Raw genomic sequence first — 14,052 nt, 5'->3', positions numbered from 1 at the left:
GCTCACTCCCGGGGTCGTTGGCGGCCGAGCGAGGTTGTTTTCACGGCACCATCGGTGCCGACCGATAGGCGCCAGTAGCCGCCCGTCGCGTCCTTGAGCACGATCCCGCTCTCCGCGCGGTCGGAAAGCCAAGCACCGCTGGACAATACGGCCGATCGCACGGTGCCGTCGGCCGCCTGCGCCTGGTAGATATCCGCATTGCCCTGCCCCGCCCGGCCGACCATGGTGCCGCTGTACTGCGGCGCGTGCATACCGTCGCGCCCCATGACGTGCCACTTCTCCGGAAACATGCCGGGCGCGAGATCATCGGAGGCACTGGAGATCAGGTTGACCGCGGTGCCCTCCGGACAGCCCGTCGCATCGATGCGCAACTCGATCGGCGGCCGGTCGGAGTCCTTGTCGAATTGCACATTGGCCAGATACGGCTGCCGACAGTAGACGAGGTCGAGCCCGACCGTGCGCGCGGCGACCTTGCAGTTGATCATGCCGAACTGGGCGGGTCCGCCGCGATCGCGCTGGCCCACCGACAGCGCGGTATCGGCGCCTTCGAACCAGACATTGGTCAGCCACCAGTCATTGGCCGCACCGTCGATGCTGATATGCCGATCGGTGGTGCGTGGATCCTCGTCGGAGACGAATTCCACATTGGTGAGCGATAGCCCCGCATTGTGGTTGTTGCCGGTGCCGAGCACCCCGATGTAGTTGCTGGTGAGCTTGGAGGAGGTCACATAGTTCTGGATGCAGGAGGTGACGATGCCGAAGCCGAAGTTATTGATATCGCAGTTGACGAATGCCGTTCCACCGGTGTTGTTTTCGAGGACCACGCCGCGCTGCTGCAGAAAGCGCGGATGGTTGTCGCTGAGGTGATTGCCGCGGATCACCACCGCGTCGAAGGAGCAGCGGAACGATTCCGACAGCACCACCGCCGTCGAGCGCGGTCCGGTCAGGAAGAAGCCGATGCGGGAGAACCGCACCCGGCTTCGTTTTCGCAGTGTGATGAGCGTGATGTCGGCATCACAGGTGACCACCGAGACATCGCCGCCGTCGCCGAGAACCGTTGCGTAGTCGGGCAGATCGGGCCAGGAGGTCACTTTGTAGTGGCCTGCGGGCAGATACAGTACGAGCGGCGCGTCTCCGACGGCTGCCGCCGACCGGATCGCCGCGGTGTCATCGGCGACGCCGTCCCCGACCGCACCGAAGTCGCGGACATTGCGCGCCGCCGGTGCGTCGGTGACATGCGGTGACCGGAATTCGGCACCGGGGGAGTCGGCGGAGGAGCAGGCCGCCAAGGGTACCGCGGCGGCGGCGCCGAGGGATGCGGCCAGCAGTCGTCGTCGATGCACAGCCTCGAAACGCCCACCCGTCTCCCGACCACCATCGTCCATGGGATCGCTACGCGATGCGGAATTCAAAGGCGCAGCCTCCCCACCAGCCGCTCTATACCCGTGCCGAGCTTGCTGTACGCTACCGCGCCGGTGAGCAGGTTGTCCCCGAATGTGGCCAGCGCGCCGCGGATCTGCGGTGCGGTGCTGGTGCCGAGTCGGACCACCGCGACGGTGTGCTCACACAGCGGGGCGAGGGCGATCGCATCGGCGGCGTGGGCGACCGGCGCGGCCTGGATCACCACATGGTCGTAATCGGTGCGCAGTTTGGCAACCACGGCCGCGAACCGGTCGGAGGCGAGCAGATCCGGGGTGTGCTCATCCAGTTCGCCCAGTGGTAGGACCGTCACCCCGGCCTGCGGCCAGCCGGTCAGTGCGTCGGCGACGGGTAACGATCCGTGCAGGACGCCGGCCAGTCCGGGCACCGCCCCGAGGACGATCTGCTGTGATCCGCCGTGACCGGAGGTGTCGGCGTCGATATAGACCACATGCCGGCCGGTATCGGCGAACGACTTCGCCAGTGCCATCGCGATTTCCGGCTCCGACCGGGCCGACAGACTCGACAGCAGCACCGTCGTCGCCTCGCCGTTGCGCTGCAAACGCGTTCGCAGCCTTCGGGTTTCCTCGACCGCACCTGGACGGCCGAGATCGATGATGCCGAGGATCGGCACCGGCGCACCGGTGCGCGTCGATCCGGGAATCGGGCCGGCCAGCACCGCCTCCAGATCATTGGAGGTGCGCAGCTTGCGGTCGGTGCGATCGCGGACGAAGGCGGCCAGGCCGCCCAGCGCGAGTCCGGCCAGCACGCCGAGCGCGAGCAGCCGGGTCGATTGCGGACCGCTCGCTCCGGATGGCAGTTCGGCCCGGTCCACTACCTCGGCGCGGGCGGCAGGTGCGGCGTCCTTCTCGATGGATTCGAGTTCGGCGATCAACTGACGAAACTGTGCGACAACGGTATTGGCGATATCGCGGGCGCGTTCGGGTGAGCTGTCCTTGATCGCGAAGACGATCAAGGTGGTGGCGGGCGGCGAGGCTGCGGTGATCTTGCCGCGCAGTTCGTCGACCGACATCTTCAGGCTGAGATCGTCGATGGTGCGCTTGGCGACATTGGCGCTGGTGGCCAAGTCGAGGTACGACCGCACCCGCTGCTGGGCGGCCAGTCCGCCCTGATACGAATCGTTCACCGAGGTTCCGGTCGCCATCGAGATGTAGACGCTGCTCGTGGCCACATAGTTCGTCGGTTGGCTGCGTGCGTAACCCACCGCCGCGAGTAGGCACAGCACCAGCACACCGAGAATCAGCATCCAGCGACGACGCGCGATATGCCAGTAGTCGATCAACCCCATTGTTCGGAACCTCTTTTCCCGATGACCAGCAAAGGCTGTTGCGGTGGCTGCGATAGGACCCGCGGTTTCGCGCGGCGGCGATATTCCTGGACCGCCAAATAGAGCAGCGTCGCGAGCACCGCGGCCTGCAGGAATTTGCCGAGCGCCTCCATGCTGCCGAGGATGCCGCGCTCGAACAGCGAGGAGGCTCCGGTCAGCGCGAGCGCGAGCACCACCATCGGGAAGTATCGGGAATACAGCGCTTTGGCCCAGGCGAGCAGTAGCACGAAAGTGAAGCCGACGCTCACCACGATGCCGGTATAGCCGCCGATCACATAACCCTCGTTGACATTTCCCTCCGCGAGTGACACCTGGACCTGCGTCATATCCACCGAGGCGCCGCGAACGTCATTTGCCCATGCGGTACCGGATTGGAATTTCGGGGCACCGAGCAACTGGGTCGGAATCAGGCTCAGCGCGGCGTGGCGGAACTCCTCGGCGGGCGTGAGCCAATATCCGGTGCCGTGATAGTAGGCGTCGGTCGCGGCCTCCAGCAGATCGAAGCGCCGCAGGATACTCAGGAACGGTCGCACCGAAGGCGGATATGCCGAACTGGTCATCGCCACTTCGGCCTTGCCGACCTCGGTGGTCTTGAACGACTGCAACCACCCGAAACCGCCGATGCCGAGCACCGCGATGGCAAGCACACCGACCACCTTGGCCTTGGTCCAGCCGAGTATCGCGAACCGGACCGCCACCGCCAGCGCGGCACCGAGGATCGGGGTCTTCGATTCGACGACCACGGTCCACATCAGTTCCCCGGCCAACAGCGCGCCGATCAACAGCGCGGTGGTGCGCGGCTGGGCCGGTCGGATGAAGATGATCAGTCCGAGCGCCGCGACGGTCGCGAGAATGCTGACGAAGGCGAGAATCGGATTGGCGCTGTCGACATCACCGGCGTGGCCGATGGATCCGGTGGCGTAGGAGGCACCCCGCCCGAGCAGACCGATAACGTAGATGGTGGCGAGTGCTGGTACGAAATCCGGATTGCCGGTCATCGCGGGCCGGCTGGGCACGGGACGGCGTCGCGACCAGATCGCATATCCCACAATGAGTATCGCGTACACCCACAAGCCGAAGACGACATGATGCAAGACCAGCTCGATGCCACGGTCGTAGCCGAGTTCGGCCAGGCGCGGATCGGGCACATTGTCGCCATAGTGCGGTTCGGGTTGCACCATGAGCAGTACCAGGGGCCGGGCGACATAGGACAGTGACCAGAATGCGGCCTGCGCGATGATGAAAACCCGTGCGACGCTGGGCACCCACGCCGCGGCGATCACCAAAGTGGCCAGGGCGCAAGCGATTGCGATGATCTCGGAATGGGCGGTCATGACTGCGCCTCGCTGGCGCTCGGCTCCGTCATGCCCGCCTGGGCGGCTGTGTAGATTGTTCGCTCGCTGCGCTCGCTCATGACTGCGCCTCGAGTACGTCCATGATCTCGCGTGCCCGATCGACGTACCGGTGCCCGCCGTCGGCGATCCGCCGGTAGCCGGCCTCGGCGATCGCATCCGCCTTCTCCGGATGCCGCGCGCACCAGTCCAGGATTTCGCGCAGCTCCGCATGATCGGTGAACAGGAAGCATTCGACGGTGTCGCGCAAGAGTTCCACATGTTCGTCGGTACGTTCGCCGACGAACAGTCCACCCGCGGCGGGCACTTCGAAGGTGCGGCAGGTGTGGGTGTCGCGGTTATCGGAGTTGAGCAGCACCAGATTCGCGGTGATATCGGCGATTACGGCCGAATAGCCTGACCCGTAGACCGGGCCGCCCACCGTGGCGCGGGTGGTGCGCAATTCCGGCACCCGCCGCCAGCCCGGGCCGCGCACGAGCATCCGGTCACGATGTTCGCGGGCCAGCGCGATCAGATCGGCTCGGCGATCGGGGCGGCAGACGCCGATGAAGCCGACCAGGTAGCGCGGTGTCCGTCCGCGCGCGGCCGGATAGTGCCACGCCGGATCGTAGGCGCTGCGGACGAAACCGACCGCCTTCGCGCCCCGGTCGAGAAGTTCGGGCACATTGTGCCGCTTGGTGGTGACGATCAGATCCCAATCGGGCTCGTGCGCAAGGTATTCCGGACTGATGTTCTCCTGATTGGCAACATCGTCGGGGCTGTAGTGCACGTGTAGCCGCGCCGGTATGCCCAATAGCCTGCGCTGGTCGAGGTGCACGGCTTTGAACGCGAAGACCAGGTCCGGCCGGAACTGTGCTGCGGCACGGTCGATTTCGCCGTGCAGGTCGGCGACGGTCCACGGCGCGCGCCGACGCGCGAACTTGGCATAGACCCACGGCGGCGACAGTCGCGTCGGCAGCGTGACCGGGGTGGAATCGATGACCACCACCTCGTGGCCCGCCTGCCGGAAGCCGTCCGCGAGCGAGCGTGCATTGCTGCCGACCCAGTCGTCCCCGATGAACAAGATCTTCACGCGGTGCCCTCCTCGCGCATCAGCACCACGGCGGGACTCGAAGCTACCGGCGCCGTGCGTTCGCGCACGATCAATGTGCGGACCCGAGCGAGATACCAGATAGCCGTACTGAATTCGACGAGCACACTGCCGTAGACGAGTGTCCAGACCGAATGAGTCCGAAAAGCAATGAACAGTGCGATGCCGGCGACACAGGTGCCGAGCGCCGCGCCGATGAGCACGCCGGTAGTGTCCTGGCGCACCGGTAGCAGCGCCGTGGTGACGAACGAGGTGATCGTGGTGGCGGGCAGCATGAAGATCTCGACCCGCAACAGCCCGACGGCTCCGCTGAATTCGTCACCGAAGACCAGTCGGATCAACACTGGCGCGGCCAACCAGACGGCCACGGCCGCGACGGTGGCGACACAGATGCAGGCCGCCAGCGCCAGTAGGGCGTGCCGCCAGAATCGGTGATCGGTACTGCGCCTCGCCATGCGGGGCAGCAGCGCGAATCCGATGGGATCCAGGGTGGATTGGATCGCGCGCACGAGCCGGTCGCCCGCCGAGTACAGACCGAGCGAAACCGTATCCAGCACAGCGGAATACACTGCGGCCGCGCCCTGACCGTAGGAAGTCACCAGAACTCGCGAGGTGAGAACCGGTGCGCCCGTTCGCAATACGCTCTTGAATTGCCGAGGCCGCGCGGGCGGGCCGAAGGTGCGCAGCGAATCCCACCAGGTCAGTGCCACGGTGGGCACGGACGATATCAGCAGGCATAGCAATGCGAGCTGCGCGCTCGGCATCCGGGGGAGTAGCCCGACGAGCAGGATCAGATAGCCGATCCGGCCGACCGCCTGATAGGCGGTCGACGCTCCGAACCGGCCCTGCCCGATCAGCAGCCAATCCTCCGAGACCGACCAGAATCCGCCCGCGAACAGGCCCAGCAGGATCATGTCCACCTGCACCGGCGCACTCGCCGCCAGACTCAGTAGCAGGGCGATCCCGATGACGCCGAGGGTGCTCGCGCGGATGGCCAGATAATCGCCGCGCAATTGATTGATCGTCTGCAGCCGCAGATTCTCGCCATCGCGTTCGCGCGAATCGTGCACCCGCGCGGCCAGGAATGAGGTGATGCCGAGATCCACCAGCAGCGAGCCGATGAAATACGACGACATACCGATTGCCAACAGGCCCAGGCCGTGTGCACCGAGCACCCGCGCGATCAGCGGAACCGTGACGATCGTGATGACGTACTGTCCGTACTTGCCGAAGGTGACGTAGCCGATATCGCGCAGTACCCCGCCGAGGCCGTGTGATCGGTGCATGCCGCCGCCGGGCGCGCCGCGTTCGTCCTTGCGATGGGCTCCGCCGGTGGCGGTCGGTGTCGGTGGTTCGGTGGGCTGGCCTGCGGCATGTTTGTGTTCAGACATGCGGAGTCCGTTCTCGCGGATTCTGCCGGCCACCCGCGGCGGGAGCGACGGGCCCGGAGGCGATAGCCGAGCGTGACCACGTAGGGCCCAACGAGCGCCGCCAATGAGATACCGCGCCGTTGCGGTGGGTTATGGAATTGAGGAAAGCGCCGACGGTGCGCGCCGACGTTTCGATATCGAAATCCTTGGCGCGGGTGCGGGCTGCCGTGGCCAGGCGGGTGCGCAGCGCCGGATCGGCGATGAGGGTGTCGAGTGCGGTGGTGAGTTGTTGCTGATCGCCGCCGTCCACGAGCAGTCCGTTGACACCGGGTTCGACGATTTCGGCAGGACCGCCCGGTCCGGTAGCGATCACCGCGCAGCCCGCGTGCATGCCCTCGACGACGACCTGTCCGAATGGTTCGGGGAGCACCGAGGAGTGCACCAGGATGTCGGCGTCGCGCAGATAGCCTCCGGGGTCGTCGACGTGTCCGGTGAAGGTGACCGGCAGCCCGAATTCCTGTGCCATGCGGGCCAATTCGGTCTGGTAGGGCTCCTCGTCGAAGAAGGTGCCGCCGATCAGAAGGATCTGTCGCGGTTGTACCTTCGTCGCCGCGATGGCACGCAGCAGCACGTGCTGGCCCTTCCACGGCGTCAGCCTGCCGACGGCGACGAGGACCGTTTCGGTAGGTGCACGCTGTGCGGCGCACTCGATATCCTCGGCGAGTTCCACACCCGGATAGGCCACCACCGCCGGACGGCGGCCGATCCGCAAGGTACGCAAGGTGGTTCGGCTATTGGCAAGATAACCATGTGCCATGAGTCGGCCGAGCAGCTGGATCACCACCGTCGGTAGTCGGCCGAAATAATCGACCGCGATCCGATCGTGTACCTGCCACACCAACGGAATTCCCGCTCGTCGCGTCGCGACCGCACCCATCACCAAAGCCTTGGTGCTCTCGGCGATCAGCACATCGGCACCCAGTTCGCGCGCCGTCGCGCCGAGCGTCCAGCCCGATCGCAGCAGAGCAATGAATCCGGCGACCAGTCGCACCGGCCCGGATCCGATGGTCATGGCGCGGCTGTCGAAAGCACCACGCACCACGCGGGTCTCGACCCCGCGCGCCCGCATGCGTTCGACCATCGGGCCATCCTCTGTATAGACCTGAGCGACATCGATGAGCCCCGACTCGCGCAGCGCGGCAAGCAACCGCAGCGTCGCCAGTTCCGCGCCCGACGGCGCCGCGGTATGCGCGAGAAAGAGGGCCTTGGTCGTCCTCGATGGGGTCATCGCCTTAATTCCTGATACATCGTGAGATGACGCTCCGCTGTGACATCCCACGAGAAAGTTTCCGCGTGCGCGCGACATTGTTCGGGCGTCGGCAGGGCGCCGTCGAGTGCGGCCGCGATCCGCGCGCCCAGGGCCTCGGACTCCCGAGCAGGCACGATCAGCGAAGAATCCAGTCCGCGTACCGAATCCGGCAGTCCGCCACAGTCGGTGACTATCGGGGCCCTACCCGAGGCGAGCGATTCCAGGGCGATCAGTCCGAAACCTTCCAGCGCAGTGGTCGGGACAACAGTGAGTGCGGCCTGTTCATAGAGTTCAGTGAGTTTTCCGTCATCGACACTGCCCGCGAAGGTGACCGAATCGCCGAGTCCGGCACCTGCGGCCTGAAGGCGCAATTCGCCCTCGGCGCTACCGGTTCCGACGAGGACCAGTCGTGCGTCCGGATGTTCGGCGACCACGTCCGGCCAACAGCGCAATAGCGAATCGATGCCCATCCGGCGTTCGAGTCTGCGCACACACAGCACGGTTCGGTGGGTACCGGTCGGTATCGGCGCCGATCGGAATCGGGTCAGATCCACACCGGGCGCGATGACCCGGATCCGGTCGGCACAGATCCGGTAGTCCTCGCTGAGCACATCGCGAAAGTGATTGGACAGCACCACGAATCGGTCCGCTCCCGCATAACGGATCCGCTCGATCAGATACTTCGCCCGTGCACCGAATTCGCTCTGTCCGGTGAGGCGGCTCTCCGCGGCCCACGGTCCGTGGAAGTGCACGACCAGCGGCACCCGGCCGCCTCGTGCGAAGGCAGCCGGGCCATACAGCGCGAAGTGCCGATCGAGAATATCCGCGTGGCGCAGATCGGTCCGCTCCCGAAATGCGGAGCGGGCCCGGGCGATGGTCGAACCGCCGGTTCGTCCCCACGACCGTGCGCCAGGCGGATCATCGGGGCCGACCGTACCGAACGCCGATGCCGAAACCTGTGCTCTCGGTTGCCGTGCGAGTGCGTGGAATAGTTCTGTGAAATAACGATTGAGTCCGCCAGGGGCTGCCGAAAACCATTCCGAACCTGCCATGTGCACGCGCAATGCCCCGGTCGCTGCCGTCATCGCGGCCCCCTACTCCTGGCGATGATGGGGCGAGCCCGCTATCTGAACTCGCTTCCCGCGCAACAGTCTAGGGGAGTTCGGTGGTTCCGGTGGGTCGAGATCAACTCCCGACCAGGGGGCGAATGACCAGTCTGCTGTCGTCAGCCGAGGTCGAACAGATTGGGCTGACCGGCCTTGTAACGAGCGGCATCCATTTGACGGAACGGTTCGAAAGCGGGAATCGAATCGCGAGTGAATAGTTGGGCGCGGGCGGCGGGGGAGCCGGACGCGCCCAGGAGTGCGTTCACCGCGGTGCGGCCCGCCTCGTTCGCGCCCTCCATGGTCGCAAGGTCGAAGTTGGTCCGCACGTAGTCGGCGGCCAGGAACAGGTTCGGGATCTGCGTGTGCGCGGTCGGACGATCGGCCCATGAGCCGATCGTATTCACCAGCAGCGGTTCATCATTCGTATTCTGTCCGTCGGCCCACTCGATACCTGGATCGAGCATCCACTCGCGGACGATGCCGTCCTGCAACTGGATTCGGCCGTCGTCGTTGAGCGCGGCGGTCATCTGCGCCCAGGTCTCCTGGTAGATCTCGTCGCGGGTGCATTCCTTGGCGGTCTTGCCGAACAGAATGCCCGGGGTATCCCAGTCGGCGATATCGATGGTGAGGCCGTCGACGATCGATCCGTCACCGTATTTCGCGGCGTAATCAACGTTCCAGAAAGCGCGCTGGGTATACGATGTCAGCCGCCACGGTGCGTCGAGGTAGATGTTGTATCCCTTGCCGAGGTTCAGCTTTTCGGTGACGAACATCTGCATGCCGTTCATCCAGTCGACGGTCAGCGCATCCATTCGGCCGAGCGCCGGATCCAACTCGCGGATTTCCGGTGACCACAGCCGACGAGCCCGATCGGTCGGCACCGCGCAGACATACCAATCCGCTTCGAACACCTCGGTGCCGCCATTCGGGCGACGAATCCGCGCACCGCCGATGCGGCCGTCGGTCACTACGAGTTCCTCGAGCGCGTGGCCGGGCCGGAATTGCACATCCATGCCCTCCAGCAGCGAAATCCACGGATCGAGCCAGGCCTCATTGGTGGGTCCGTTGAGCACCTCGTAGACCTTCGGGCCGCCGGTCAGTTCCCGCAGCAGTGCGATGAAGAAGCCCTCCATCATGTTGCCCATGGTCCTGGTACTGGCCACATACTCCTTGGCGGCCACCAGCGCTCGGGTCAGACCGGTGGCGGCGAGCGCCTGGAACTGCGCGGATCTGCTTGCCGCGCCGACATAATCCCACCAGCTGACATGCTCCCACTGGCCGAAGCGACGCTCCTCGCACGAGGTCAGATAGGTGACGACCCGCCCCGCCATATATATGGCCTCGGGCAGCGGAACGAGATTGTTCTTCATGAAGACCTCGACCAGGATGCGTTGCAACCCTTCCGGTGTGAGCGCCTGCGCGGGATCGAAATAGACCCCGAACATCAGCGGAAAGCCGTCGGGCAGATCGCCCGCGCGCGGATAGCGCGGATCGCTCACCGAGAACGGAATCAGATTGTCGTACACCGACTGTCGGGTGCCTGGCAGCGGAATGCGCCGCATCGTGTCGTGCACGTGGTGATAGAACGAGGTGAAACCGCGCGCGCCATGCTCGCCCGGCAGTGGTGCGCGGCCGCCGATTCCGGTGCCCGGCAGCGGAATCGTGCGGGATTTGCCGCCGAGTTCCTTGCGATCGAAAACGGTTACCGCGAAGCCGCGTTCGGCCAGTTCGTGCGCCGCGGTGAGACCGCCGATGCCCGCGCCGAGCACCGCGACGGTATTGCGCGCCGGGCCGTTTCGGCGTCGCGACGTCGGCTCGGCCGCCGCGATCCCGGTCGATGTCGCCAGTCCCGCAGTTCCCGCCATTGCGGCGCCGCGCAGCAGCGAGCGTCTGTTGATCTGGTTGTTCCGATGCTCAGTTGTCACTGCACGACCCCTAATTCTGACTATTTCGATCGTCATATTTATCAGATCGGCGGTCGGGATGGGAGACAATGCGAAGATGACGATGCAGCGACGCCCGGTGCGGACCTATGGCGGTATCGGCGCGGAGGATCGAGTCGCGGCGCGGCGCGGCAGACTCCTGGAAGCCGGGCTGGAGCTGTTCGGCACGCGTGGATATTCGGCGACCGGCGTCAAGGATCTGTGTCGCGCCGCCGGATTGACCGACCGGTACTTCTACGAATCCTTCGCCGGCACAAAGGAACTGTTCGCCGCGGTCTTCGACCATGTCATCGACGAGCTGTTCGCGGCCGTGACCACGGCGGTCGAGGCGACGAAGCCGCGCGGGACGCGCAAGCTGCGGGCCGGGATCGGCACGTACCTCACCGCATTGGCCGAGGATCCGCGCAAATTGCGCATCGTTTTCGTCGAACCCACCGCGGCCGGTGCCGAATATCGGATGCGCCAGGCGTTGTGGCGCTTCGCCCGATTGGTCGCGGCCACGGCCACCGAGGCGCGACCGGATGTTCAGCCGCCCGCGGAGATCATCGATATCTTCGCGCTGTCGGTGGTCGGGATGCTGGAGCGGGTGATTGTGGAGAAGCAGGGCGGCCGGTTGGACGTGCCGATGGACAATCTCATCGACTATTGCGCGGCCTTCGCAGGAGCCTCGTTGCGCGCGGTCTACAACGGCCAGATCGCCGAGCGGACAACGGATTAGCCAGCTGGCCCACATCGATCGAGTGGGGTAGATTTCACATCGAGTTCGTGCCGGGCGCGGACCGACCCGCGGGGGACCAGCGGGAGGGACTAGGACAGTGGGGACCAAGGGGTCTGTGGCTGAGCGCATTGATATCGCCGAACGTGAGATCCGGGTGCTCGTCGAGAACGGCGAGTACTGGCTGCGCAATCGCGGCGATATCGCGATGATGGTGGTCACCGTCGAGCGGATCCGCGCGCATTGGCCGCGGGCACGCATAGGAGTGCTGACTCATCAGCCCGGTGTACTACGGGCTCTGGTGCCGGAGGCCGAGCCGATCTGCGGGCCCGATTGGCGTTGGGGATCCGACGGCTGGCATGGAGTGTTATCGCGTACCGCGGGCACGAAAGTGGTTGGCCCGGCGGCATTGTGGTGGCGGGCGACCACGGATGGACCGAAGGATCGGCTGCGTGTCATCCGCACCCGTGGTCGCGGCGAGTCCGATGACGCCGAGATGAATCCGGTAGCGCCGGAACTCGAATTCCCGGTGGAGATTCCGGCGGCGGTCGAACAGGCCTCGCTCGTACTCGCGATCGGCGGCGGCTATCTGACCGATGTCGACCGCTATCAGGCGCACCGCAGCCTCAACCTGCTCGAATACGCCTCCGCGCGTGGCATTCCGACGGCGCTGATCGGTCAGGGTATGGGTCCGATGCGCGACCCCTATCTGGTCCGCCGAGCCGAGGAGGTGCTGCCGAAGGTCGATTTCGTTGCGCTGCGCGAAGGGCGGCGCGGCCCGGAGTTGCTCGGTGAATTCGGCGTCGAGTCGGATCGGGTGCTGGTCACCGGTGACGATGCGGTCGAATTCGCCTATCGCAGTCGCGATGCCAGGATCGGCACCGAGATCGGCGTCTGTCTGCGCGTTGCGGACTATGCACAGGTCAGCCTCGAAGCCCAGGGGATCGTCGGGCAGGTGGTGCGCACCCGCGCCGCGGAGTTGGATGCCGGGCTGGTGCCGCTGATCATCTCCGAATACGCCTCCGAGGACCGGCTATCGACGTTGCCGCTGCTGGTCGGGGCGGACAAGGCACTGCCGCCGGTCGGTCGCGGTGGCACCCCGGCGGATGTGGCCCGGCAGGTCGGGCGGTGTCGCGTATTGGTGACCAGTGCCTATCATCTGGCGGTCTTCGCGCTGTCCCAGGGGATTCCGGCCGTCGGTATCACCGCCTCGGAGTATTACGACGACAAATTCCACGGGCTGGCGCAGATGTTCGGGACCGGACTGCGCGTGGTGCATCTGAACGATCCCAAACTGGAACAGGAATTGACCATGGCGCTGGACGAGCTGTGGGACGATGCACCTGCGCTCCGGGATCCACTGCAACAGCGGGCCGTCGAACAGATCGATGCGGGCCGGAGTGCTTTGGCGCGAGTATTCGGATTGGTGGAAAACGGACCGGTTCGGCCGGTCCCACGAGGGGGATAACGGTGGTGACGACGCTGTCGGTCTGCGTTCCGGCCTACAACTCCGGCCGGACTCTAGCCACAACCCTGCGATCGATCCTCGATCAGGATGCGGAATTCGAACTGGTCGTCCTGGACAATGCGAGTACCGACGATACGTCGGAGGTCGCGAAATCGTTCGACGATCCACGAATCCGATTACTGCGCAACGACACCGTGCTGGCGATCGGCGACAACTGGGACAAGGCGATCCGAGCCTGCGCCGGGCAACTCATCAAGGTTGTCTGCGCCGACGATGTACTGCGTCCCGGTGCGATCACCACCCAACTCGAGGTGATGACCGATCCGTCGATCGCCATCTCCTCCAGCCGTTTCGAGGTGATCGATGAGGCGGGGGAGGTGTTGGAGACCGAACTCGGACTGGCCGGGCTGCTCGGCAGACAGACCCCACGTGCTCTGGCGCGCACCATCGTCCGCCGCGGCCCCGCCGACTTCGGACCGACAGCGGCGGCCATGTTCTACCGCGAGCACTACGACCGCGTCGGCGGTTTGCGTGGTGACCTGGTCTTTCCCATGGATGTCGACCTGTTCGCGCGCGTCTCGTCCTTCGGCGCCTTCTTCGGCGTGACCGAAATCCTGGCCGCCTGGCGCAATTCGTCGTTCAACCTGTGCAGCCAGACCTCCACCGTCAGCAAACTGACCGATATGTATCGCTTCCACCATCGCATCGCGAACGACTACCCGGAGCTGGTCCACCGCGGCGATGTGCTGGCCGGTGACGCCCGCCTGGCCAAGGCCGCATTACACCGCCTGCGCGTACGCACGGTAGCCACCGTTCGCAACCGCCCGGATTTGCTGGTCTGACACATGAACTGGCAGTTTCGCCGAGCTGCCGATGCAGTGAATCCCGAATCGGCAAACTAAAGAGACTGTTAACTAATCCGTTGCGGGCGC

General features: G+C 65.4%; 10 protein-coding genes and 1 pseudogene. 3 read left to right on the top strand and 8 right to left on the bottom strand.

Going from position 1 to position 14,052, the window contains the following annotated elements:
* Positions 1–2 precede the first annotated feature (2 nt).
* The 8 genes and pseudogenes from ACIBW7_RS18030 to ACIBW7_RS17995 form a co-directional block, all read right to left on the bottom strand.
* On the bottom strand, positions 3–1,385 hold the full coding sequence (locus ACIBW7_RS18030; RefSeq protein ID WP_397048170.1) for a glycosyl hydrolase family 28-related protein: 1,383 nt from the start codon (positions 1,383–1,385) through the stop codon (positions 3–5).
* Positions 1,386–1,408: 23 nt separating this feature from the next.
* Positions 1,409–2,728: a Wzz/FepE/Etk N-terminal domain-containing protein gene (locus ACIBW7_RS18025; protein ID WP_397047486.1), complete on the bottom strand. Its 1,320-nt coding sequence runs from the start codon at positions 2,726–2,728 to the stop codon at positions 1,409–1,411.
* A complete protein-coding gene (locus ACIBW7_RS18020; protein ID WP_397047484.1) occupies positions 2,719–4,101 on the bottom strand; it encodes a hypothetical protein in 1,383 nt (460 codons plus the stop codon). The genes ACIBW7_RS18025 and ACIBW7_RS18020 overlap by 10 nt, the downstream gene beginning before the upstream one ends.
* A gap of 76 nt (positions 4,102–4,177) precedes the next feature.
* On the bottom strand, positions 4,178–5,191 hold the full coding sequence (locus ACIBW7_RS18015) for a glycosyltransferase (protein WP_397047482.1): 1,014 nt from the start codon (positions 5,189–5,191) through the stop codon (positions 4,178–4,180).
* On the bottom strand, positions 5,188–6,495 hold the full coding sequence (locus ACIBW7_RS18010; protein ID WP_397048168.1) for a lipopolysaccharide biosynthesis protein: 1,308 nt from the start codon (positions 6,493–6,495) through the stop codon (positions 5,188–5,190). The genes ACIBW7_RS18015 and ACIBW7_RS18010 overlap by 4 nt, the downstream gene beginning before the upstream one ends.
* A 193-nt stretch (positions 6,496–6,688) precedes the next feature.
* Positions 6,689–7,867 (bottom strand): annotated as a pseudogene (locus tag ACIBW7_RS18005) (glycosyltransferase family 4 protein); the annotation flags it as partial.
* Positions 7,864–8,940 (bottom strand): glycosyltransferase family 4 protein, encoded by a 1,077-nt coding sequence (locus ACIBW7_RS18000; RefSeq protein ID WP_397048166.1) that lies wholly within the window; start codon positions 8,938–8,940, stop codon positions 7,864–7,866. The pseudogene ACIBW7_RS18005 and the gene ACIBW7_RS18000, both read right to left, overlap by 4 nt.
* 173 nt (positions 8,941–9,113) lie before the next feature.
* Positions 9,114–10,955 carry an FAD-dependent oxidoreductase gene (locus ACIBW7_RS17995; protein ID WP_397047480.1) on the bottom strand — a complete coding sequence of 614 codons (1,842 nt, stop codon included), beginning with the start codon at positions 10,953–10,955 and terminating at the stop codon, positions 9,114–9,116.
* A gap of 40 nt (positions 10,956–10,995) precedes the next feature.
* On the opposite strand from ACIBW7_RS17995, the gene ACIBW7_RS17990 reads away from it, so the two are divergent.
* The 3 genes from ACIBW7_RS17990 to ACIBW7_RS17980 all read left to right on the top strand — a co-directional run bounded on the left by ACIBW7_RS17990 (position 10,996) and on the right by ACIBW7_RS17980 (position 13,962).
* A complete protein-coding gene (locus ACIBW7_RS17990; RefSeq protein ID WP_397047479.1) occupies positions 10,996–11,655 on the top strand; it encodes a TetR/AcrR family transcriptional regulator in 660 nt (219 codons plus the stop codon).
* A 115-nt stretch (positions 11,656–11,770) separates the two neighbouring features.
* On the top strand, positions 11,771–13,120 hold the full coding sequence (locus ACIBW7_RS17985) for a polysaccharide pyruvyl transferase family protein (protein ID WP_397047477.1): 1,350 nt from the start codon (positions 11,771–11,773) through the stop codon (positions 13,118–13,120).
* A gap of 2 nt (positions 13,121–13,122) precedes the next feature.
* Positions 13,123–13,962, top strand: a complete 840-nt coding sequence (locus ACIBW7_RS17980; protein ID WP_397047475.1) for a glycosyltransferase family 2 protein — start codon at positions 13,123–13,125, stop codon at positions 13,960–13,962.
* Positions 13,963–14,052: the final 90 nt, after the last annotated feature.

Origin of the sequence: Nocardia sp. NPDC049526 (assembly GCF_044465765.1) — a bacterium.
In the GTDB taxonomy this organism is placed as follows: Bacteria; Actinomycetota; Actinomycetes; order Mycobacteriales; family Mycobacteriaceae; genus Nocardia.
This window is presented reverse-complemented; position numbering and strand designations above follow the sequence as displayed.